Below are 21,440 nucleotides of genomic sequence, written 5' to 3'. Positions count from 1 at the left end.
AAAATTATAGTAATGATGGATATTACTATGGCTATAAGTGGCAATGCGTCGAATTTGTTAAAAGATTTTATTATGATGCAAAAAATCATAAAATGCCAGATTTATATGGAAATGCTAAAGACTTTATCGATTCTAATTTGAAACAAGGTGAATTAAATAAAAGCAGAGGTTTAGTTCAATATTATAATGGTGGTGATACAAAACCTAAAGTTGATGATTTACTTGTCTTTACTGATTCTGAATATGGTCATGTTGCAATTATAACTAAGGTTTCTGATAACTACATAGAAGTAATCCAACAAAATGTCTTAGGTTATCCTCGCCAAAGATTTTCTCTTACTGAAAAGAATGGAGACTACTTTATTGGTGATGATAAATCTCCTGCTGGTTGGCTTAGAAAAGAGTAGAAAAAAAGCATGCAATATAAACTGCATGCTTTTTATAATAAACTTTAAAACATAATTAACTAAAATTAGTACTAATATCTTCCTGAATTTTTCATTTGTCTTTCTATATCTCTTTTGTGAGCCTTTTCTAACATAGAGTCTCTCTTATCATAATTCTTTTTACCTCTACAAAGACCTAAAGCTACCTTTACTTTTCCTTCTTTAAGATATAGTGATAATGGTACTAAAGTATAACCTTGTTGTGCTACTAATCCTGCAAATCTAGCTATTTGTTCTCTGTGTAACAATAACTTTCTTTCTCTTAATGGATCAACATTAAATATATTTCCTTGCTCATAAGGACTAATATGCATGTTTTTTATAAATATTTCTCCATTATATATGTCTGCGTAACACTCTTTTAAGTTACACTTACCACCTCTAATAGACTTAACTTCTGTACCAACTAAAGCTATTCCTGCTTCCATTGTCTCTTCAACAAAGTAGTCATGTCTAGCCTTTCTATTTTCAGCTAATGTATTACTATTCTTTTTTCTTACCATATATTTCACCACTCATTTTCTATCGTTTTATAAATTACTATAAGTATATCATAGTATAATCTAGCTATGCCACTTTTTAATATAATAAAGCTAAAATAACCACTTCAAAAGAATGAAATGGTTATTTTATATCTATTCTTCTGTATTTTTTACTTCTTCTGCATACTCTTGCTTAGTTCCATAAGTTTCTTTTATTTCTTCTAAGATATTTTTACTATTATCTATTTCTACTTCTGATTCTGAATCTTCACTATAATTAGTTTTCATATCTTCTTTTAATTCTGGTAACTTATCTACTAATTCTTGACTAGCCTTTATTTCTTCTTTACTATATTCATCTTCTACTAAGTCAAAGAATATTTCTCTATTATCTATATCTACTCTACTACATTTAACTTTAACTTCATCACCTAATTTATATACTTTCTTTTTTCTTTCTCCAATTAAGCAAAGATGCGCTTCATCATAAACATAGTAATCATCATCTAAAGCTGTTATGTGAATAAGTCCTTCTATTGTATTAGGAAGCTCTGCAAATAATCCAAATGATGTTACAGATGAAATTATTCCATCGAATTCTTCTCCAATTCTATCTAACATATATTCAGCTTTCTTTAAATCATCAACTTCTCTTTCAGCTTCTTGAGCTAATCTTTCCATTTCTGATGATTGCTTTGATGCTACATCAACTATATTAGTTAATTTTCCTATTCTCTTTTCATCTATCTTTCCATTAATTTGTTCTTTTATTATTCTGTGTATTTGAAGGTCTGGATATCTTCTTATTGGTGAAGTAAAGTGACAATAGTATTTAGCTGCTAACCCAAAGTGTCCTACACATTCTGGTGAATACTTTGCTTGCATCATTGAACGTAATAATAATGTACTTACTACTGTTTCTTCCTTTTTGCCCTTTACTTTTTCTAAGATATCTTGCAGAGCTCTTGGATGTGATTCTTGACCCCACTTTACAACAAATCCTAAGTTATAAACAAATTCCTTGAATTTTTCTAGTTTTTCTTCATCTGGCTCTTCATGTATTCTATATACAAATGGAAGATTAGTCCAGAACATATGCTCAGCAATGGTTTCATTACATACAAGCATAAATTCTTCAATTACTCTGTTAGCTATTTTTCTTTCATAAGGCTTAATATCTACTGGTTTACCTAACTCATTAAGAATAATCTTTGATTCTTCAAAGTTAAAATCAATAGCTCCCCTTTTTAATCTTTTGTTTCTAAGAATCTTACAAAGCTCTTCCATAGCTTTAAAATCATCTACTAAGTAATCATATCTTTTTATTAATTCTTCATCATTATCTTCAAGTATTTTACTTACATCTGTATAAGTCATTCTTTCATCTGTTTTTATAATAGTTTCTTCTATTTCATGACTTAAAACTGTTCCTTTATCGTTTATTACCATAAAACAGCTTAATGCTAATCTATCTACATGAGGATTTAATGAACAAATTCCATTTGAAAGCTTTTTAGGAAGCATTGGTATAACTCTATCTATTAAATAAACTGATGTTGCTCTTTTTAAAGCTTCCTTATCTAAAGGATTTTTTTCTCTAACATAATGAGAAACGTCTGCTATATGAACACCTAATTTATACTTATTATCATCTAATCTTTCTATAGATACAGCATCATCTAAGTCCTTTGCATCTTCCCCATCTATAGTTACCATTCTTACATTTCTTATATCTTTTCTTCTTTTATACTCTTTTTCTTCAATTTCCTCGGAAATATTTTCAGCATAATTTAAGACTTTTTCTGGGAATTCCTCTGGTAATCCATGCTTTTTAATTATTGTAAGTATATCTAAACCTCTTTCTCCCTTTTGTCCTAATACTTCTGTAACTATTCCTTCTGGACTTCTTCTCTTATCAGCCCATTTTATTATTTCACAAACAACTAAATCACCATCATTTGCACCATTTTTATCTTTCTTTGATATAAATATATCTTGATTTAATCTTGAATCTTCTGGAACTACAAAACCAAAGTTACGGCTGCTTTCATAAACACCAATAACCTTATTGTTAGTTCTCTCTAATACATCCCTAACTTCCCCTTCTCTCTTCTTTCCATTTGCATCTTCTCTAGTTACTTGAACTAGTACCTTATCTCCATTCATAGCTCCACCCATAGCTGAGCTTGGGATAAATACATCTTTTTCTCCCTCTGTTTCAGGAATAAGGAATCCAAACCCTTTTTGATGTACTTGAAGCTTTCCTATTATTAATCCCATTCTTTCTGGAAGAGCAAATTGATCCTTTTTAGTTCTAACTATTAATCCTTCTCTTTCCATTGTTTTTAAAGCTTTTTTAAATGGCTTATATTCATCTGGACTAATATCAAATACGGATACTAACTCTTGTATCCCCATTGGTCTATAAGCTTCTTCTCTCATGAAGCTTAGTAATGTTTGTTTTATTCCCATATATATTAAATTCCTCCAAAGTATTATTTCCTATTATAAAGTGTATCCATAATTTTCTTAAGATACTCAATATATAGTAACATATACACTATATTCTATACAATTAATTGCAATAATATATGTAATTTCTAAATTAAATTTATATTATAAAAAAAAGTAGACATGAGTAATTTCTTTTAACCCATGCCCTTAATTTTATATTTTTTATTTTAAGCAGTATTCAGCTAAAACAGCTTGTAACTCATATATGTTTAAGCTACTGTTAAACTGCTTTTGGATAGGCATAGCTACCCCTGATATCCATATTTTTAATTCAGCATCTAAATCAAAGTGACCTGAAGTCTCGATTTTAAAATTAGTTATTGCTCTATATGGAATTGAGTGATATTCTGTTTTCTTTCCTGTTAACCCTTGCTTATCTACTAATATAAGTCTTTTATTTGTAAATATAAACATATCTCTTATTAGCTTATATGCTCTTTCTACGTTTTCTGATGGTGCTAATATTTTCCCATACTCTTTTTGTACATCTTCAAGTTTTACTTCTGAAGCATTTCCCATTAATCCATTAAATAATCCCATTTTTAAATTTCCTCTCTTTATATCTATTTTTTTATTTTTAACTATTAAATGATTTTCAATATATAAACAAAGCTACTATACATTGTATAGCAGCCTTAATCAACTTATACTAAATTTAAAACAACAGTGTTTATAGCAAATAAAAGTGATGATATAACAGTTAATCTTATAAGCATTGATTCTTTAGTTCTTGCCTTGTTTTTAGCAAAGAAAGTTTCTTGCTTACTTCCTTGAATTAATCCACTTAATGCGTCAGCTTTACTAGGTTGTAATAAAACTGATACTATTACTGTTACCCCTAAAATTGCTTCTAAAACTAATAAAAAAGTATTCATAGTTTACCTCCCACGATATCTTCAAACGGTCACATTTACATAAGTCAATATTATCATATCAAGGGCTAAAAAACAAGTGTTTTAATTACAATAATAGCCAAATAGAAATCAATTTGTTGAATATATAGAAATTTCTTGAAATCTATTGCAAATAAAATGTCGATTATGACTAAAACTCATAATCGACACCTAGTATTTATATAAAATTATTTTTTTATGTTAAAGAATGCTTTTTTACCTCTGTATTCAGCAACATCATCTAATTCTTCTTCTATTCTAATTAATTGATTATATTTAGCAACTCTTTCTGATCTTGCTGGAGCTCCAGTTTTAATTTGCCCAGCATTAACAGCAACAACTAAGTCAGCAATAGTTGTATCTTCTGTTTCCCCTGATCTATGTGAAATTACTGCAGTATATCCTGCTCTATTTGCCATTTCTATAGCATTTAAAGTTTCAGTTAAAGTACCTATTTGGTTTAACTTAATAAGAATTGAGTTACCAACACCCATGTCGATTCCTCTTTCTAATCTTTCTGTATTAGTTACAAATAAATCATCTCCAACTAATTGTACTTTTTTACCTAATCTTTCAGTAATCAGCTTCCAACCTTCCCAGTCTTCTTCTGCCATACCATCTTCAATAGATATAATTGGATATTTATTTACCCAATCTTCAAAGAAATCAACCATTTCTGCTGGTGTTAAAGTCTTTCCTTCGTTTTCTAATACATATTTACCATCTTTATAGTATTCTGAAGATGCTGCATCAATGGCAATAAATACATCTTCTCCAGCTTTATATCCTGCATTAGTTATAGCTTCTATAATTACATCAATTGCTTCTGCATTTGATTTTAAGTTTGGTGCAAATCCACCTTCATCTCCAATTGCTGTTGAATATCCTTTATCATGTAAAGTTTTCTTTAATGTATGATAAACTTCTGCACACATTCTTAATGCTTCGCTAAAGCTTGATGCTCCAACTGGCATAACCATAAATTCTTGTAAATCTACAGAGTTATCAGCATGTGATCCACCATTAATTATATTCATCATAGGTACAGGTAACACTTTTGCATTTACTCCACCTACATATTGATATAAAGGCATGCCTAATGAATTAGCTGCTGCATTTGCAACTGCTAATGATACTCCTAAAATTGCATTTGCACCTAACTTACCTTTATTAGGTGTTCCATCTAATTCTAAAAGTAATTTATCTATATATGGTTGATCATAAACATTACATCCAATTAATTCTTCTGCAATTGTATCATTCACATTTTGAACTGCTTTTAATACACCTTTTCCTAAGTATTTATCCTTTTCACCATCTCTTAATTCTACTGCTTCATACATACCAGTTGAAGCTCCTGATGGAACTGCTGCTCTTCCCATTGTACCATCCTCTAAGTAAACCTCTACCTCAACAGTTGGAAAACATCTTGAATCAATAATTTGTCTTGCAACAATATCTACTATTTCGCAATAATCTTTCATTTTTGTTCCTCCTTTATATTTAAAGCATTACGCATAATACTTTTTTATTATTTTCAAATTAAAGTAATTATATTATTAGTAATCACTTCCTTCTTTATTTATTGTTTCCCTGTAAAAACAAATTATTCATAAAAATTCTATGTATAATAGCCAAAAAATATGCTTTTTTAATTAATTTTTTCTCCTTAAAAGTTAAAAAAGACACCTATTTGGTGCCTTTAATTTAAATCCTCATTATAAAAGTATTGTCTTATTTTCTTTTCCCATTCAATCCCTGTTTTTTCATCTACTTTTTTTACTTTTTCTATAAACTCTTCTAGTACATTGATTTTTTCTAACCCTTTCATTAAATGTCTAGGATAATTCACCTTTCTTTTATAACATTCCTTAGGGTCTATAATTCTAACTCTTTCATCTTCTATTACATATATGTCTCTACATCTTGCATCTAGCTTAGTAAATTTTAATTTTTTAAATTCTTTAATTAAATAATATATGTTTTTTACTAACCTTTCGCTTAGTCCATTATCTTTTATGTAATGGTCAAGCCTTCTTCCTTCCACAACATCTCTAACTATATAATAATCTCCATTGCTATATAATCTTGGAAAGTATTTTGATTTTTCTACTTTTTTTAATATTTCCCACTCTTCTCTGCAACATTTACTTTCTTGAAAAATTTTTACTGCCTTTTTTTCTGGTAGCTCGTACACTATTCCATTATGCCCTTCCCCTAAAAAAACTGCATTCCTAAATAAAGCTTCTGTTTTTTTATCAAAATCTGCAGAGTAAGCATATGTTCTTACCATATCCAAAACCTCACATATAATTCTATTATTATATACTATTCACTAATAACTTATTTAATGATTTTATAGGGCTTTTATTATAATAAAAATAAAAAATAGGAAGTTAAGATTAAATCTTAACTTCCTATTCTAGCTATTTTAACTTATTCTAGAAATAAACAGAATCCTTAGCTTCAGGTAGAGTTAAAACTCCACCTGAAGGTTAGACGTCGTTATCTAGGGGCGTATCAGTTGTTAGCTCCCTCCTAAAGAAACAGAAGTTTTACAACTGATAGCCATCAGATAAAATCTAAAATAAACGGTGGTAAACTTTAAAAATTAAATTTTCTTTCTATTAAATCTTCATTATTAATATTTGTAGATTCAGCCCAATTTATACTACAATTTACTATTGCAGATTCTTCCACTTCTCTACCTTCTATCATTTCTATTAATATTTCAGCTGCGTGCTTTCCTTCATCATAGGTAGGCTGATCAATAGTAGTCACTGATGGGCTTGCATATATTGTCCAATCCCAATTATCAAAACCTATTATCCCTACTTCATTTGGAACATTCCATTCCTTAGTTTTTGATGCCATAAATACCTTTTGTAGAGTTTTACCATTAATTGCAAATATAAGAGTCTTTTTAAAGATTTTCTTATTTTCCTCTACTTTATCCTTTAAAATTTCTGAAAGCTCTAAATAGTCTATATCATCTTCTACAATAATTGTTGTAGCTCCTATATTACTATCTTTTAAGGCATCTTCAAATCCTCTTTTTCTTTCTGTTCTAGCCATTAGTAGCTCTGGATCACTTGTTACTAATATAAATTCCTCATAACCCTTTTCTACTAATTTTTTCATTGCTTCATAAGTAACTTCATAGTTGTTAGTTTTAACCCATTTTCCTTTAAAGTCATTGCTAACACTATCTAAAAATACTAATTTCTTTCCTCTTTCTTCTATCTTACTTACTATATTATTAAATTTAAGAGTTGGCTGAACTATAAATCCATCTACTCCCATATCTAGCATACTATCTATATATTTTTCTTCATTTATATAATTAAAATTACTACTCCCAATAAGTATTTGGTAACCTGCACTTTTAACAACTTCCTCTATCCCTTTTACTACATTATTACTAAATGGGTTAGTTATATCTGCAACAACTACTCCTATAAGACTTGATTTTTTTAACTTTAAACTTCTTGCCATTATACTAGGACTATAATTAGTTTCTTCAATAGCCTGCTCAATTCTCCTTTTAGTATCTGGCGACATCTTTTCAAATTTACCATTTAAATAAAAAGATACAGTTGTTTTAGAAGTATTGGCTTTTTCAGCTATATCATTTATTGTTACTTTACTATTCTTTCTCATTTATAAATTGCCTCGTCTTTCAAACCTTTATTATCAACCTAATCATATCTAAACTAAAATTATCCTCTTAATCTTATAACCTTTTGATTTCCTTCTTTTTTATGAATTACAACTACTTTTCCGTACACAGCTGTTTCTTCACAAGAGTATATTTTAGCTCCTTTATATGTTTCTTCATTAAATATAATTATAGTATAGCTTTCATTTTCTCCTATATTAATAGTTTTTACTATTACCTTATCTTTATTAACTTTATCTAAACTATTAAACTGATTTATTCCACTATCTTTAATAACTATATCTTCGTTAGTATTCTCTCCAATAATTATATCATAATTTCTAATTAAATCTTTAAAGTTAGTCTTAGTTTCTATTCTTTTACTATTATTAATTTCATTATAATTTTTAGATATATATGAATTTTTAATTTCTATTTCATCTATATTGTAATTATATAACCTTAATTTGCTATTTTCGTTTTCTAATGATAGATACTCACTATTTTCTTTAACCTTAACATCTGAATCTAAATTGTAATAATTTGTAATAGAGTGATTTCCATTACATCTAATATCATTTACTATTACCCATATATTAGGTGATATAAATAATACCCTTCTTACCGCTATATAACTACTTCCATCATTAAGCTTTGCTATATATGGTGTTTCAGCATAACTTATATTTTCCTTACATGAGAAATAGTTTTTTAATGTATCTGGGAATTTTTCATACCCCCAAGACTTTACCGGAACTCCAAATGGATCATTATCTATTACTGAAACATTATGAGCCTTAGCTGATTTAAAATATTCTCTCATTTTATCATCTTCTACATAAGTATATCTTCCACTATCAACAAAAAAAGGCTTTCCATCAAAATACAATGAAAAATGTCCTAAGTCAATATGGCCATGTCCACTTCCTAATGTTCCATTCTTTACATATGTAAAGCTAGATTTTTCATTAAAGTCACTTCTCATATAAATATTTCCTGAGTCATCAAAGGATTTATTTATTTCTTTTGGCTTTTCACCTTCTATATTAATAAATACATCATATCCTTTTTTACCATGCATAAATATACTATTTAAATCAAGATTATCAAATGCAGCCCATTTAAGTTCTTTATCTTTAAATAATATTACTGCCTTTACTAAAACATCTCTTATATCTGTTCTATCACTATCAGCTTGTGCTTCTTGAGTCCATTTAGGTGCTGCACAATACATTAGGTATTTTGCCATAGATAATACCTTTGATTTATATTCTTCTTTTAAATCAAAACCTAATTTTTCACATGTAGAAATTACTTTCATTGAGCAATTTAATACTTCTACATGATACATTGCTGATTGTTCCCAATGTGACCCATCATCAAAAACTTGTAATTCTATTTGTGCATAAGTTTGTGCTAGTGCCCACTCAAAAAGTTCACTATCATCAATAAATTCTCTAAGCCATAAAAGGCAAGAAATTATTGATGTTGTTTGTAACACCCCCCAATTGCTTAATATATACTTATCTGTATATGAGTTTTTAAGATAATATATTTGCTCTTTTATACTATTTATAATTTTTAGTAAATCCTTATCATCTATCTTATCTATTGCAATTAAGTGTATTAATCCATTTAACCAACTTTGACATCTAATACCTGTATCAATAGTTCTTATAGTTTTTCCACCCTTAAGAGTTATTTTATTTTTTTCTATCCAATCTAATACTAACCCTTTCCACTTTTCTATATAAATATCTTTTTCTTCTAAATAATAGGCTAATATTAATTTATTTAAATATTCATGTCTATTTAACATAAATATCCACTCTTCATCTCCATTAGGAGTAAAATTCCAATCTACTGGATTATTTACATATGGAACCCTACATTGCTCCATATCCCAAGTTTCATCAAAAATAAAGGAGTTATTTAATAAAAGGTTTGCTCCAAGGAGCTTAGTTCTATATTCCTTACTACACTCACCTTTAATGTAATTTTTAACAAAATCAATATCATATGTTTTAATATACTCTTTTACTCGCTCTTTTAATAATGCTAATTCACCATTTAGTATATGATCCATACTATCAACCCCTTCAATATTCAATTACTAATAATAGATATTTTGTATGTGAAATATCTATTATTAATAATCAATAATCTAAAATGTTTATAGAAACTATTTGAATATAAAATGTCAAATAGCTTCTATATTTATATATTATCTATTTACACTTCCTAGATTTTTATTATCCATTAAACCATATACATCTTCAACAGTAGATAAACTTACATCTCCAACTTGAGTTTGCTTTAATACTGCACTTGCTGTTCCAAATTCGATTATATTTTGCATATCATTTTCATTTGTAAGTAATCCTCTTATTACTCCAGCTGCAAAGGCATCTCCGCCACCAATTCTTGAAATCATACTAAATTCATATTTATATGATCTATATAGCTTATCTCCATCAAATAACACACCTGCTAATGAATGATAATTATAAGGTGACCCTGTTCTTAAAGTAGTTGATACATTTTTTACATTTAAGTCTTCTGTCATATACTTAAATTCATTAATTAGTCTTTCATCAGTTATTTCTTCTACAGAAGCATCTAAAACCTTAAAATTTTCAACATCTCTGCTTAACCAACCAAAGCATAAATAACTATCTTTAACTATTGGCATTAGCCTTTCAACAAACTCTCCATAACTATTAAATAGCTTAGCTCTATAATTTAAGTCTACACTTATTTTTATTCCTCTAGATTTAGCTTCATTTATAATTCTTGTTGCTACTTCTCTTATTTCATCAGTTAAACCAAATGTTATTCCTGACACATGTAATAATGTAACATCTTCTAAAGCTTTATCCAAATCAATATCTTCATATCTTAGTTCATTTATTGAAGAATATTTTCTGTCATAAACTACATTAGCCTTTCTTGCTGAACAGCCTTCTTCGTAGTAATATAATCCTAGTCTTTCACCCTTTGACACAATGCTATCACAATCAACACCATGTGATCTTAAAAAAGTTTTAGCAGCATTTCCTATTTCATTTGGAGGTAAGCTTGTTATAATTCTAGTATTAACACCTAAGTTACTTAACCCAACTGCAACATTTGCTTCAGCTCCCCCAAAACAAACATCAAATCTGCTTGTTTGGCCTATTTTTAAATTATCTGGTGGAGTTAATCTTAATAATACTTCTCCTAATACTAAAACCTTACTCATATTTACCTCGCTATTTTAAAATTTCTTTTACTCTATCTATATATTTTCTAGTTTCTTCTTGAATAACTACTGGATCTTTTAAATTAACAATAGCGCTACCAATGCTTACAACATCGCAACCATTCTTAAACCATTCACCCATATTGTCAAAGCTTACTCCTCCAGAAACCATAACTCCAATTCCTTTAATAGGAGCTTTGATATCTTTTATAATTGAAGGTTTAAATGCTGAACCTGGGAATAGTTTCACAACATCTACTCCTGATTCTCTAGCTTCAACAATTTCTCTTATAGTAAAACATCCTGGTATATACGGAACTCCATATCTATTACAAAGTATTGCCGTATCCTTATTAAAGCTTGGACTAACTATAAACTCAGCTCCAGCAAGAATTGCGGCTCTTGCTGTTTCTGAATCTAAAACTGTTCCTGCTCCAATAAGTACATCACTTTTCTTGTCCTTGCAAAGATCTGAAATTACTCCAGTAGCATTTGGAATTGTAAATGTAACCTCAATAACATTACATCCACCATTTATTGCTGCATTTGCTACTGTAACGCCCTCTTCTTTTGTATCAGTTCTTAATACTAATACAAATGCATCTTTTTCAATTCTTTTTAAAGTTTCTACTTTATTTATCATCTATCTTACTAACCATCCTCCATCAACAGCTAAAACGTGGCCATTGATATAGTCTGATGCACTACTTGATAAGAATACTACTGCTCCCATTAAATCTGAAGTTTTACCCCATCTTTCAGCTGGAATTCTTGATAAGATTTCCTTGTTTCTATTTTCGTCAGCTCTTATAGGAGCTGTGTTAGCTGTTTCTATATATCCAGGTGCTATAGCATTAATTTGAACATTGTGAAGTGCTAATTCATTAGCAAATGCCTTTGTAATCCCAACTACACCATGCTTACTAGCTGTATAAGGAGGAACGAACTTTCCACCTTGGAATGATAACATTGATGCAATGTTTATGATCTTACCGCTTTTTTGCTCAACCATTATTTTTGCAACTTTTTGTGATAAATAATAAACTGCATTTAAGTTTATGTTCATTACAGCTTCCCAATCTTGATCTGGGTATTCTAATAAAGGATTTCTTCTTATAGTTCCTGCATTATTAACTAATATATCTATCTTTCCAAACTCTTTCATACAAGTATCTACTACTTCATCTCTAAAGTCAGCTTTAGTTAAATCACCTTTAACAAAAACTATTTTCTTTCCTGCTGCTTCAACCTTTTCTTTAACCTCTTGTACATTGTCATCAAAAGTTGTTACTAATATATCTGCTCCTGCTGCTGATAAAGCTTCTGCATAAGCCATACCTATTCCAGTGTTACCTCCAGTTACGATTGCAACCTTACCTTCTAAATTAAAAAAATCTAATGAAAAATTCTTGTTCATATTATACACTCCTTCTCTATTTTATTGTTCCGATTATACTTTCTTTAGCTACTTCGATTTCTAAGCCTTTTGCTATTTCTAATTTAACTATATTTTCTTCTATGCCCTTTATGTTTCCATAAATTCCTGACATAGTAACTACTTTATTGTTTACTTTAAGAGTTTTTAGATACTCATCTCTTAAAGCTTCTTGTTTTTTCATTTTGTTTTTGTTTAGTATAGGCATAAATAGCATTAACACTACTGGATATGATGCTAAACAAAGTATTATCCACATCATTGTCTTGTCCATAATATTAACCCATTATATCCTTTCTACACATAACTGATGCCATATCAGGTAATGAAGATATTGCTGTATCAATTATCTTTCTAGTTCCTTCTTCTGAACCAATAACTAAAGTATTCATTACTACTTCTAAGATACAAGCTACTGAAACTCCACCTATTACATATTGATCTTCTGAGTTTTCATTTAATAATATTTCTCTTGATGATATTTGGAATGGTGCTCCACCTGTTATATCTGCAAATACGATTAATTCCTTGTTTTCTGCTACGTACTTTTGAAGCATAACTGTAAAATCATCATGAGTAAGTTCATTATTAAGATTTATAGCATCTATATTTTCATCTACTCCAGTTAATAATTTCACCGTTGATTTTATTCCTGTTGCATATTCACCATGTCCTACTATTAATATTTTCATATCTTTCATCCCCTTGTTAATGTTAAACTTTTAAAAAATAATGACCCCCTATACTTAGATTAGTAATAAGGATCATTATTTTTTATCTTTATTGCTTTATTAATCTATTACTTATTGTTTGACTTATCTTTTTACTAAACTAAAATTCCTAAAACTGATCCGATTATACCTATTATAATTGTTAATATTACAAGTTGGTAAGTTGTCCATTTACGTTTCTTTATTAAATAGAATACTCCAATTGTATATAATGCTGGTAATAATGCTGGTGCTATTTTATCTAGCATTTCTTGTACTGATACAACTTTTTCAGCGCCATCTGGCATTGAAGCAACATATTGAATTCCTATTTTAATTTTAACGAATGATACTGCTAATCCTGAGATTACAGTTACACCAATCATACTTGCAACTGATGATATTTGAGACATTTTTTCACTTAATGTTTCAATTATGCTTGTTCCTAATTTATAACCATATATACCTGTTAATAATTTTATTGTTAATAATATTGCATTCATTGCTACGAAGAATAATATTGGTCCTGCAATCATACCATCTTGTGCTAAACTTGCAGCAATTGTTGATAATAATGGAGCTAAACAGAATTGAGCTAATGAATCTCCAATTCCTGATAAAGGTCCCATTAAAGCTAATTTAATTGAACGAGCTTCTTGTAATGAACTTCCTGAATCAAGCATTACTAAGTTCATGCTTGTTATAAATGGTAGGAAGTGAGGGTTTGAGTTAAAGAACTCAAGGTTTGATGTTAATGCTTCTTGTAATCCATCTTCATCATTTTTATAGATCTTTTTTAATGATGGATATAAAATATTTGCATATCCTATCCCTTGATAATTTCCGTAGTTGAATCCATTTTGTAAGTAATAAGCTCTTAGTGACGCTTTTACGTAATCACTTTTTTCTAAAACTGGTTGACGTTTTGTTAAATTATTAGATTCCATCTTCGAACACTACCTCCTCACTATCATCATTACCGTTATCTGAACTATTCTTGTTTCCGTTTCCTTTAATAAAGAATACTAGTAAAGCAAATGCTGTTCCTACAAAAGCTACTCCCATTACTGGTAATCCTAAATATCCAATACAAATATATCCTATTAATACGAATGGAATTAATTCTACCTTAGCCATTACTGATAATATCATTGCGAAACCAATTGCTGGTAACATTGTACCTGCTACTGTAAATCCTGTAATTAACCATTGTGGTATGTATGAAATAACTGTTTCTAATCCTGTTGTACTTATTGCTCCTGCAAAACCTATTAAGAAACCTACTATAGCAAATATCCATACAGTTGCATTTGCACCAATTTTAAATTTAAAATAATTTCTTTCTTTTATTCCTTTAGTAGCATATTGACTTAATCCTGTTGCAAAAGTATAAGTTGCAGTGATTAAGAATTGGAATGCTACTGCAAATGGGAATGATAAAGCTAAAGCTGACTCTGGAGTCATACCTTGATTTTTCATTGTTATTGCCATTAACGTACCTATAATACCAGGTCCCATTGGGTTTGGAGGAACTGTTCCACCTGCACCAACACCGAATCCCATAAATGCTATTTCACTAATAGCTCCCATTGCTAAAGCAGTAGGAATATCCCCTAAAATTACACCTACACCTATTGATAAAACTATACAACGGTTTGAGTAAATACCAAGTAACATACCTGATAAACAAAAAGCAGTCCATAATCCAATCAATACAGCTTGAATCATTGTAATTTCCATTATAATTGCCTCCTATATATTAATATTTTTTTATTTTCCCCAGGATTTAACCTGGGGATTATTAATTAGTCTAAGTATTTAGTAATATCTACTTGAACAGCTCCATCGTTTCCTGATGGTGTTGTTTTAGTGTTAAATTTCATTGAATACTTTTCTGAAAGCTCTTTTAATGCAGCCTTGTCTTCTTTTCCTAAGAAAATTGATCTTGTTACTGGTGACTTACCTTCTGCATTATGAATGTTTCCAATGTTTATTTCCTTAACTGGAACTCCACCTGCTATTAGCTTTAAAGCATTTTCTGGTGTCTTACAAACTATAAATATTTTTTGCTTTGGTGATGCTTTGTGAATTAACTCACAAGTCTTTTCTATTGAGAAAAATCTCATTGCTACTGATTTTGGTACTACAGTTTTCATTAATGTTTGTTGTATAACATCTGTGCTTGCTGCATCGTCAGCTACTATTACAGTATTAACTCCTAATGCATTTAACCACATTTGTCCTTGTCCATGTATTAGTCTTTCGTCAATTCTCATCATTTCAATATTAACATTACTCATAATAGTTCTCTCCTTTACTTTTACCAGTATAATTCCCAATCTTTATAGAATCTAATTAATGCTTCTAGGTAGTAATAATCTCCCCAGATGTTTCCTTCATCTACACCTTTACCTGAGTGCCATGAATATACACCGTGTAGTAAAACCGGTTTTCCTGGTTGTACATCATCATGTGTATAGTTTTTAATTAATGATCTTAATATGTTGTGCATTGCATATTTATATACTTCCTTATCAGTATCTACTTCTGGTAAGAATTTATTCATTTCATGCATACCACATACAGCTACTGCTGCTGCTGAAGAATCTCTTGAATGTCCACTTCCATCTCCAAATATTAAATCCCAATAACAAATATTATCTTCTGGTAATCTATTTAAGAAGTAATTTGTCATACCTTTATATAAGTTAAAGCTATATGGGTTCTTTGAATTTTTGTAGTTTAGTGGAATACCATACATTCCCCAAGCTTGTCCTCTAGCCCAAGCTGAATCATCATTGTAGCCTTGTCTAGTTACTCCCTTTAATGGTTCACCTGTTTCATTATTCATATAGAATGTGTGGAAAGCAGAAGCATCATCTCTTATAACGTTGTTGCATGATGTTACAAAATGCTTTTCTGCTATTTCTCTATATTTATTGTCTCCAGTTACATCTGTTGTCCAATATAATAGAGGAATGTTTAATAAACAATCTATTATAAATCTGTAATGATCCTTACTTCCTAACTCACCCCAAGCTTGGATAAACTCACCCTTTTCTTGGTATCTAGAAATTAACTTATCAGCTGCTTTTATTGAAGCTTCCTTAGCTACTTCTGAACCTGTTAGTTTATATCCACTTACGCATGATAATGAGTAAAGGAATCCTAAATCGTGATGATCTATTTCAATGTCTTTATCTACTCTATTTTTAAAAGATGCTACGTTCTTTTCAGCTAACTCTCTGTACTTTTCATCATTAGTGTACTCGTAAGCCAACCATAGTAATCCTGTCCAGAAACCATCTGTCCATTCAATGTTTTCTATAATTCCATACATATTATCTTTCGTTGCTGATGATGGGAACTTATCTTTAAAGTATTCCATATTAGCTTCTACTTGTTTAATTGCATTTTCTATAGCTTGTTCAACTTCTGCCTTTGTTAAAAGCTCAGTATTTAAAAACTCTTCTCTCTTTTTTATATCTTCTACATTAATTGTCTTAATCATATACTCCCCCGTAATGCTTATCTTAATGTATCCATTGATACTGCATCCATGTCATCAAATGTTTGGTTTTCTCCGCACATTCCCCATATGAATGTATAATTACTAGTTCCTACACCTGAATGTATTGACCAACTTGGTGAAATAACAGCTTGTTCATTTTCTATTACTAAGTGTCTAGTTTCACTTGGTTCACCCATGAAGTGGAATACTCTTGTATCTTGAGCCATATCAAAGTAGAAGTAAACTTCCATTCTTCTTTCATGTGTGTGACAAGGCATTGTGTTCCAAGCATTTCCTGGTTCTAACATTGTTAATCCCATTAATAATTGACAACTTTCACATACATTTGGATGAACATATTGATATATAGTTCTTTTATTTAATGTTGAGTTATCTCCTAATCTAACTGGATTAGCTTTTTCTATTTCAATCTTAACTGTCTTGTACTCTTTATGAGCTGGAACTGAATTAATATAAAGCTTAGCAGGATTTTCTGAATCTACTGATTTAAAGCTAATTTCTTTATTTCCTTTTCCTATGTATAATCCGTCTTTTGATTGTAGTAAATATTCTTCACCATCTATAGTAACTACAGCAGGTCCACCAACATTAATTATTCCCATTTCTCTTCTTTCTAAGAAGTAATTAACTCCCATTTCTTTTCCTGCTTCTAATTTAAGTTCATTGTAAACCGGTTTTACTCCACCGAAAATTATTCTATCTACATGACTATAAGTAAGTTCTATTCTATCGTTAACAAATATTTCTTCAACTAAATAATGTTCTCTTAACTCACTTGTATCATATTTCTTTGAATCACTTGGATGATTTGCATATCTATTATTCATAATACCCTCCTAAATATTTACTTGTAAACCTATTTAGTAAACTGGTTTACTCGTTATCATGTTTTTATTATACTCATTGATGTAAATGTTGTCAACTTTTTTTCGTATTATTTTAAAAATTATTTTAATAGTATATTATTCGCTATACTTTTTCAAATTTATTCCAATTTTTGCATTTTAAATATTAAATAATATCACTAATAATCAATATATTACATATATCAACATATCTCCTATTTATTTTACCTAATACTCTAAATATAATACAAAACCGCATATGTAAACTTCTTTTACATACGCGGTTTCTAATCCTTATATTTAAAACTATCTCTTTTCTCCAATGAATACAGCTGCTAATGTTCCAGGCCCACCATGTGTACCTATAACTGCTCCTATTGAATTTATAATTACATTTTTAACTTCTATACTTTCTAAAATCATTCTTTTCAATTCTTCTGCATCCTTTTCTGAATCTGCATGACAAATGAAAAGAGTTTGTTCCTTAAGGTTTACCCCTTTAGTTTTAACTTCATCTGCAATGTATTTAAGCGCCTTTTTTCTTCCCTTTATCTTTGCACCAGGTAAAACCCTTCCTTCATCATCGATTAATAAAGTTGGCTTAATTCCAAGTAAACTTCCTACTGCTGCTGTAGCTCCTGAAATACGCCCACCTCTTTTTAAATGGTTTAAATCATCAACAGTTATTGCATGTATTATTTTTCTTTTATTTTCTTCTACCCATGCTACTGCTTCTCCTTTTGAACACCCACTCTTTAACATTTCACATAGATAATAAACTAAAGCTCCTTCACCCAATGAAACACTTAATGAATCTATAACTGTTATGTCTGCATTAGGGTTTTCCTCAAGTATTCCCATTCTTGCAATGTTTGCACTATTAAAGGTACCACTTAAAGCTGATGATAATCCTATATATATTATAGAATGTCCTTGTTTTGTAAGATCTCTAAATATTTCTTCAAAAGTTCCTACATTTACTTGAGCTGTTGAAGGCATAGCTCCTTCTCTTATTTGTCTATAAAAATCTTCATATTTTAAAGTCTGTCCTAAATCATCTATTAAAAACTCACCATTCATGTTAACTGTTAATGAAACTAATTCTATATTATTTTGTTTTACATATTGAATTGGTAAATCACATGCTGAATCTGTAATTATTTTAATTGACATAATATCACTCCTAAATTAAGTTAATATATCTCTTTTATTTATTGTCATTATACATAGTTTTATTTTAATTGTCAAATGTTTTGACTATCAAAATATTTGATTGGAAATCTATTTCCATATTTACCATAATAAAAAAGCATCTATTACAAAGCTTCTTTTTCCATTAAAAATTAGCTTTAAATAGACACTTTAAAATATAGTTATTTAATAATATACTTTATTAATCTTGACGTAGTAAGTATTGATTACCATCTACATCAAAAAATTCAAACATTTTTCCATAAGGCATATCCATAAGCTGCCCCACCCTTACTTCATTTTTCTTCATACCTTCATATGCTAAATTAATATCTGATGTACTTAATATAATTGAAGGATGCTCTACATTTGCTGATGGATTGAATGTTTTCATTTGCTCCTTATTATATAAAACAAAAGTAGTAAATTCACTTTCACTTGGCCCTACTTCTAACCATTTCATTCCTGCTCCCATTTGTTGCTCAAACTTTACTACAAAACCTATCTTTTCAGTCCAGAATTTTTTAGCTTCATCTTGATCATTTACGTAAATAGTAATCTTACCTATTTTATTTATCATTTTTTCTCCTCCTAATTCAAGCTTTTATTAAAATTTTCTCCAACTATAATCATAATAATACTTTTCTTTTTTTATTTTATAAATTAATTCCTTAACTACTACTAATTTTTCCTCAATTAATAGAACATAAGTTCTTGTAATGATATATTATCATCGTTGAATTTCATTGTCAACTAATATCATATTATAAGTTATACATCATTCTTTACTAAAGTTACGTTAAACAAATGACTATAACAAAAAATGCCTAATAAGATCTTGCAATCTTATTAGGCATTTTAAAGCTTATATTATTTATTTGCTATTAAGTTTTCTCCAGTCATTTCTGATGGAACTTCTAATCCCATTTCACCTAACATAGTTGGAGCTATATCAGCAAGTTTTCCTTCTTTTAAACTCTTTCCTTCTGTGTGGTTTGATACCCATACAAATGGAACTGGCTCAGTTGTATGAGCTGTAAATGGATTTCCTGTTGAGAAATCTATCATAGTTTCAGCATTTCCGTGATCAGCAGTTATAAATACTGATCCATCTTTTTCCAAAACTTTATTTACTATTTTACCAAGACAAGTATCTACAGTTTCAACAGCTTTTATAGCAGCTTCAACAACACCTGTATGTCCAACCATATCTGGGTTAGCATAGTTTAGTATTATCATATCATACTTATCTGAATCTAATCTATTGATTAATTCTTCTGTAACTTCAAAAGCACTCATTTCAGGTTTTAAATCATAAGTTGCAACCTTAGGTGATGCTATTAACGCTCTATCTTCACCTTCGTTTTCCTTTTCAACTCCACCATTGAAGAAGAAAGTAACGTGTGCATATTTTTCAGTTTCAGCTATTCTTAATTGGTTTAATCCCTTACTAGCTACATATTCACCTAAAGTATTAGTTATACCTTCTGGTCTGTAAGCAACTTCAACACCTTCTAAAGTCTTGTCATATTGAGTCATTGTTACAAATGTTAAGTTTAATGTTTCTCTATTGAATCCACTAAATTCTTTATCATTTATAGCTCTAGTTATTTCTCTAGCTCTATCTGGTCTAAAGTTAAAGAATATTACTGAATCTCCATTGCTTATTTTTGCAACTGGTCTGTCTTCATTCATTATTACTGTTGGTAATACGAACTCATCTGTCTTGTTATCATGGTATGATTTTTCCATAGCTTCAACAGCTGATGTAGCAGTTTCACCATTACCTAAAACCATTGCGTTATAAGCAAGTTCAACTCTTTCCCATCTGTTATCTCTGTCCATAGCATAGTATCTACCTGATATTGTAGCTATTTCACCTACTCCAATTTCTTTCATATAGTTTTCTAATTCAACTACGAAATCTTTACCTGAACCTGGAGCAACGTCTCTTCCGTCCATAAAGCAGTGAACATAAACTTTTTGTAATTCAGCTTTTTTAGCTAAATCTAATAATCCTTTTAAATGGTCTATATGTGAGTGAACTCCCCCATCTGATAATAATCCCATTAAGTGAAGAGCTGTATTCTTTTCCTTAGCATTGTTTATAGCTAAGTTTAATGATTCATTTGTAAAGAATCCACCTTCTTTTATTTCCTTAGTTATTCTTGTTAACTCTTGATATATAATTCTTCCAGCACCGATATTTAAGTGTCCAACTTCTGAATTCCCCATTTGTCCTTCTGGTAATCCAACTGATAAACCACTTGCTTGTAATTCAGTGTGAGGATATTTTGCTAATATTGCATCATAGTTTGGTTTTTGAGCTGCTTCTACAGCATTTCCGTCTGATTTTGGAGCAATTCCAAATCCATCTAATATCATTAACATTACAGGTTTCTTCGCCATAAGTCCCTCCAAATTATAAATAATCTATATTTGACAATATATTAACTTAATATTATCTTTCTTTAAATTCTACTTAATTATACT

Annotated in this window: 22 protein-coding genes; 1 reads left to right on the top strand and 21 read right to left on the bottom strand. The window is 29.6% G+C overall.

The features are described 5' to 3' along the window. Window positions 1–407: CHAP domain-containing protein (locus ACRDBA_RS06150; protein ID WP_438572050.1), on the top strand; the 407-nt coding region annotated here is incomplete at its 5' end. A 71-nt stretch (window positions 408–478) separates the two neighbouring features. On the opposite strand, the gene smpB is transcribed toward ACRDBA_RS06150, so the two are convergent. From smpB to gpmI, 21 genes are all read right to left on the bottom strand, one after another. Continuing rightward, window positions 479–949 carry an SsrA-binding protein SmpB gene (smpB, locus tag ACRDBA_RS06145; RefSeq protein WP_438572049.1) on the bottom strand — a complete coding sequence of 157 codons (471 nt, stop codon included), beginning with the start codon at window positions 947–949 and terminating at the stop codon, window positions 479–481. A 132-nt stretch (window positions 950–1,081) separates the two neighbouring features. Further along, window positions 1,082–3,400, bottom strand: coding sequence for a ribonuclease R (rnr, locus tag ACRDBA_RS06140; protein WP_438572048.1), 2,319 nt, complete (start codon window positions 3,398–3,400; stop codon window positions 1,082–1,084). 204 nt (window positions 3,401–3,604) lie between these two features. Then, window positions 3,605–3,982: a PH domain-containing protein gene (locus ACRDBA_RS06135; RefSeq protein ID WP_438572047.1), complete on the bottom strand. Its 378-nt coding sequence runs from the start codon at window positions 3,980–3,982 to the stop codon at window positions 3,605–3,607. Between the two features lie 104 nt (window positions 3,983–4,086). Next, window positions 4,087–4,317, bottom strand: a complete 231-nt coding sequence (gene secG / locus ACRDBA_RS06130) for a preprotein translocase subunit SecG (protein ID WP_438572046.1) — start codon at window positions 4,315–4,317, stop codon at window positions 4,087–4,089. Between the two features lie 206 nt (window positions 4,318–4,523). Then, window positions 4,524–5,819: a phosphopyruvate hydratase gene (gene eno, locus ACRDBA_RS06125; RefSeq protein WP_438572045.1), complete on the bottom strand. Its 1,296-nt coding sequence runs from the start codon at window positions 5,817–5,819 to the stop codon at window positions 4,524–4,526. A gap of 218 nt (window positions 5,820–6,037) precedes the next feature. Next, the gene (locus ACRDBA_RS06120; RefSeq protein WP_438572044.1) at window positions 6,038–6,628 is read right to left on the bottom strand and encodes a protein kinase; all 591 of its coding nucleotides are present in this window, start codon (window positions 6,626–6,628) and stop codon (window positions 6,038–6,040) included. 311 nt (window positions 6,629–6,939) lie between these two features. Beyond that, entirely contained in the window at window positions 6,940–7,995 is a 1,056-nt protein-coding gene (locus ACRDBA_RS06115; protein WP_438572043.1) for a LacI family DNA-binding transcriptional regulator, read from the bottom strand. Between the two features lie 59 nt (window positions 7,996–8,054). Next, on the bottom strand, window positions 8,055–10,079 hold the full coding sequence (locus ACRDBA_RS06110; RefSeq protein ID WP_438572042.1) for a heparinase II/III family protein: 2,025 nt from the start codon (window positions 10,077–10,079) through the stop codon (window positions 8,055–8,057). Between the two features lie 138 nt (window positions 10,080–10,217). Beyond that, window positions 10,218–11,234: a sugar kinase gene (locus ACRDBA_RS06105; RefSeq protein WP_438572041.1), complete on the bottom strand. Its 1,017-nt coding sequence runs from the start codon at window positions 11,232–11,234 to the stop codon at window positions 10,218–10,220. 10 nt (window positions 11,235–11,244) lie between these two features. Then, on the bottom strand, window positions 11,245–11,877 hold the full coding sequence (locus ACRDBA_RS06100; RefSeq protein ID WP_438572040.1) for a bifunctional 2-keto-4-hydroxyglutarate aldolase/2-keto-3-deoxy-6-phosphogluconate aldolase: 633 nt from the start codon (window positions 11,875–11,877) through the stop codon (window positions 11,245–11,247). Next, the gene (gene kduD / locus ACRDBA_RS06095; RefSeq protein WP_438572039.1) at window positions 11,878–12,651 is read right to left on the bottom strand and encodes a 2-dehydro-3-deoxy-D-gluconate 5-dehydrogenase KduD; all 774 of its coding nucleotides are present in this window, start codon (window positions 12,649–12,651) and stop codon (window positions 11,878–11,880) included. A gap of 16 nt (window positions 12,652–12,667) precedes the next feature. Continuing rightward, entirely contained in the window at window positions 12,668–12,943 is a 276-nt protein-coding gene (locus tag ACRDBA_RS06090) for a preprotein translocase subunit YajC (RefSeq protein WP_438572038.1), read from the bottom strand. A gap of 4 nt (window positions 12,944–12,947) precedes the next feature. After that, the gene (locus ACRDBA_RS06085) at window positions 12,948–13,361 is read right to left on the bottom strand and encodes a PTS sugar transporter subunit IIA (RefSeq protein ID WP_438572037.1); all 414 of its coding nucleotides are present in this window, start codon (window positions 13,359–13,361) and stop codon (window positions 12,948–12,950) included. Between the two features lie 134 nt (window positions 13,362–13,495). Then, window positions 13,496–14,326 (bottom strand): PTS system mannose/fructose/sorbose family transporter subunit IID, encoded by an 831-nt coding sequence (locus ACRDBA_RS06080; protein ID WP_438572036.1) that lies wholly within the window; start codon window positions 14,324–14,326, stop codon window positions 13,496–13,498. Then, window positions 14,316–15,119, bottom strand: a complete 804-nt coding sequence (locus ACRDBA_RS06075) for a PTS mannose/fructose/sorbose/N-acetylgalactosamine transporter subunit IIC (RefSeq protein WP_438572035.1) — start codon at window positions 15,117–15,119, stop codon at window positions 14,316–14,318. The genes ACRDBA_RS06080 and ACRDBA_RS06075 overlap by 11 nt, the downstream gene beginning before the upstream one ends. A 65-nt stretch (window positions 15,120–15,184) precedes the next feature. Beyond that, complete coding sequence (locus ACRDBA_RS06070) at window positions 15,185–15,679, bottom strand: PTS sugar transporter subunit IIB (protein WP_438572034.1); 495 nt, start codon at window positions 15,677–15,679, stop codon at window positions 15,185–15,187. Between the two features lie 20 nt (window positions 15,680–15,699). After that, window positions 15,700–16,890 carry a glycoside hydrolase family 88 protein gene (locus ACRDBA_RS06065; protein WP_438572033.1) on the bottom strand — a complete coding sequence of 397 codons (1,191 nt, stop codon included), beginning with the start codon at window positions 16,888–16,890 and terminating at the stop codon, window positions 15,700–15,702. Window positions 16,891–16,907: 17 nt separating this feature from the next. Continuing rightward, a complete protein-coding gene (gene kduI, locus ACRDBA_RS06060) occupies window positions 16,908–17,738 on the bottom strand; it encodes a 5-dehydro-4-deoxy-D-glucuronate isomerase (protein ID WP_438572032.1) in 831 nt (276 codons plus the stop codon). Window positions 17,739–18,062: 324 nt separating this feature from the next. Beyond that, on the bottom strand, window positions 18,063–18,929 hold the full coding sequence (locus ACRDBA_RS06055) for a DegV family protein (protein WP_438572031.1): 867 nt from the start codon (window positions 18,927–18,929) through the stop codon (window positions 18,063–18,065). Window positions 18,930–19,149: 220 nt separating this feature from the next. Further along, window positions 19,150–19,527 carry a VOC family protein gene (locus tag ACRDBA_RS06050; RefSeq protein WP_438572030.1) on the bottom strand — a complete coding sequence of 126 codons (378 nt, stop codon included), beginning with the start codon at window positions 19,525–19,527 and terminating at the stop codon, window positions 19,150–19,152. A 290-nt stretch (window positions 19,528–19,817) separates the two neighbouring features. Next, window positions 19,818–21,356: a 2,3-bisphosphoglycerate-independent phosphoglycerate mutase gene (gpmI, locus tag ACRDBA_RS06045; RefSeq protein ID WP_438572029.1), complete on the bottom strand. Its 1,539-nt coding sequence runs from the start codon at window positions 21,354–21,356 to the stop codon at window positions 19,818–19,820. Window positions 21,357–21,440 lie beyond the last annotated feature (84 nt).

It is taken from the genome of Clostridium sp. (genome assembly GCF_051654825.1).
Taxonomy (GTDB): domain Bacteria; phylum Bacillota; class Clostridia; order Clostridiales; family Clostridiaceae; genus Clostridium.
This window is presented reverse-complemented; position numbering and strand designations above follow the sequence as displayed.

What these genes read in the sequence shown, in the direction of transcription:
- smpB (WP_438572049.1), bottom strand. Translation starts at nt 949, where the DNA reads ATGGTAAGAAAAAAGAATAGTAATACATTAGCTGAAAATAGAAAGGCT.
- rnr (WP_438572048.1), bottom strand. Translation starts at nt 3,400, where the DNA reads ATGGGAATAAAACAAACATTACTAAGCTTCATGAGAGAAGAAGCTTAT.
- ACRDBA_RS06135 (WP_438572047.1), bottom strand. Translation starts at nt 3,982, where the DNA reads ATGGGATTATTTAATGGATTAATGGGAAATGCTTCAGAAGTAAAACTT.
- secG (WP_438572046.1), bottom strand. Translation starts at nt 4,317, where the DNA reads ATGAATACTTTTTTATTAGTTTTAGAAGCAATTTTAGGGGTAACAGTA.
- eno (WP_438572045.1), bottom strand. Translation starts at nt 5,819, where the DNA reads ATGAAAGATTATTGCGAAATAGTAGATATTGTTGCAAGACAAATTATT.
- ACRDBA_RS06120 (WP_438572044.1), bottom strand. Translation starts at nt 6,628, where the DNA reads ATGGTAAGAACATATGCTTACTCTGCAGATTTTGATAAAAAAACAGAA.
- ACRDBA_RS06115 (WP_438572043.1), bottom strand. Translation starts at nt 7,995, where the DNA reads ATGAGAAAGAATAGTAAAGTAACAATAAATGATATAGCTGAAAAAGCC.
- ACRDBA_RS06110 (WP_438572042.1), bottom strand. Translation starts at nt 10,079, where the DNA reads ATGGATCATATACTAAATGGTGAATTAGCATTATTAAAAGAGCGAGTA.
- ACRDBA_RS06105 (WP_438572041.1), bottom strand. Translation starts at nt 11,234, where the DNA reads ATGAGTAAGGTTTTAGTATTAGGAGAAGTATTATTAAGATTAACTCCA.
- ACRDBA_RS06100 (WP_438572040.1), bottom strand. Translation starts at nt 11,877, where the DNA reads ATGATAAATAAAGTAGAAACTTTAAAAAGAATTGAAAAAGATGCATTT.
- kduD (WP_438572039.1), bottom strand. Translation starts at nt 12,651, where the DNA reads ATGAACAAGAATTTTTCATTAGATTTTTTTAATTTAGAAGGTAAGGTT.
- ACRDBA_RS06090 (WP_438572038.1), bottom strand. Translation starts at nt 12,943, where the DNA reads ATGGACAAGACAATGATGTGGATAATACTTTGTTTAGCATCATATCCA.
- ACRDBA_RS06085 (WP_438572037.1), bottom strand. Translation starts at nt 13,361, where the DNA reads ATGAAAATATTAATAGTAGGACATGGTGAATATGCAACAGGAATAAAA.
- ACRDBA_RS06080 (WP_438572036.1), bottom strand. Translation starts at nt 14,326, where the DNA reads ATGGAATCTAATAATTTAACAAAACGTCAACCAGTTTTAGAAAAAAGT.
- ACRDBA_RS06075 (WP_438572035.1), bottom strand. Translation starts at nt 15,119, where the DNA reads ATGGAAATTACAATGATTCAAGCTGTATTGATTGGATTATGGACTGCT.
- ACRDBA_RS06070 (WP_438572034.1), bottom strand. Translation starts at nt 15,679, where the DNA reads ATGAGTAATGTTAATATTGAAATGATGAGAATTGACGAAAGACTAATA.
- ACRDBA_RS06065 (WP_438572033.1), bottom strand. Translation starts at nt 16,890, where the DNA reads ATGATTAAGACAATTAATGTAGAAGATATAAAAAAGAGAGAAGAGTTT.
- kduI (WP_438572032.1), bottom strand. Translation starts at nt 17,738, where the DNA reads ATGAATAATAGATATGCAAATCATCCAAGTGATTCAAAGAAATATGAT.
- ACRDBA_RS06055 (WP_438572031.1), bottom strand. Translation starts at nt 18,929, where the DNA reads ATGTCAATTAAAATAATTACAGATTCAGCATGTGATTTACCAATTCAA.
- ACRDBA_RS06050 (WP_438572030.1), bottom strand. Translation starts at nt 19,527, where the DNA reads ATGATAAATAAAATAGGTAAGATTACTATTTACGTAAATGATCAAGAT.
- gpmI (WP_438572029.1), bottom strand. Translation starts at nt 21,356, where the DNA reads ATGGCGAAGAAACCTGTAATGTTAATGATATTAGATGGATTTGGAATT.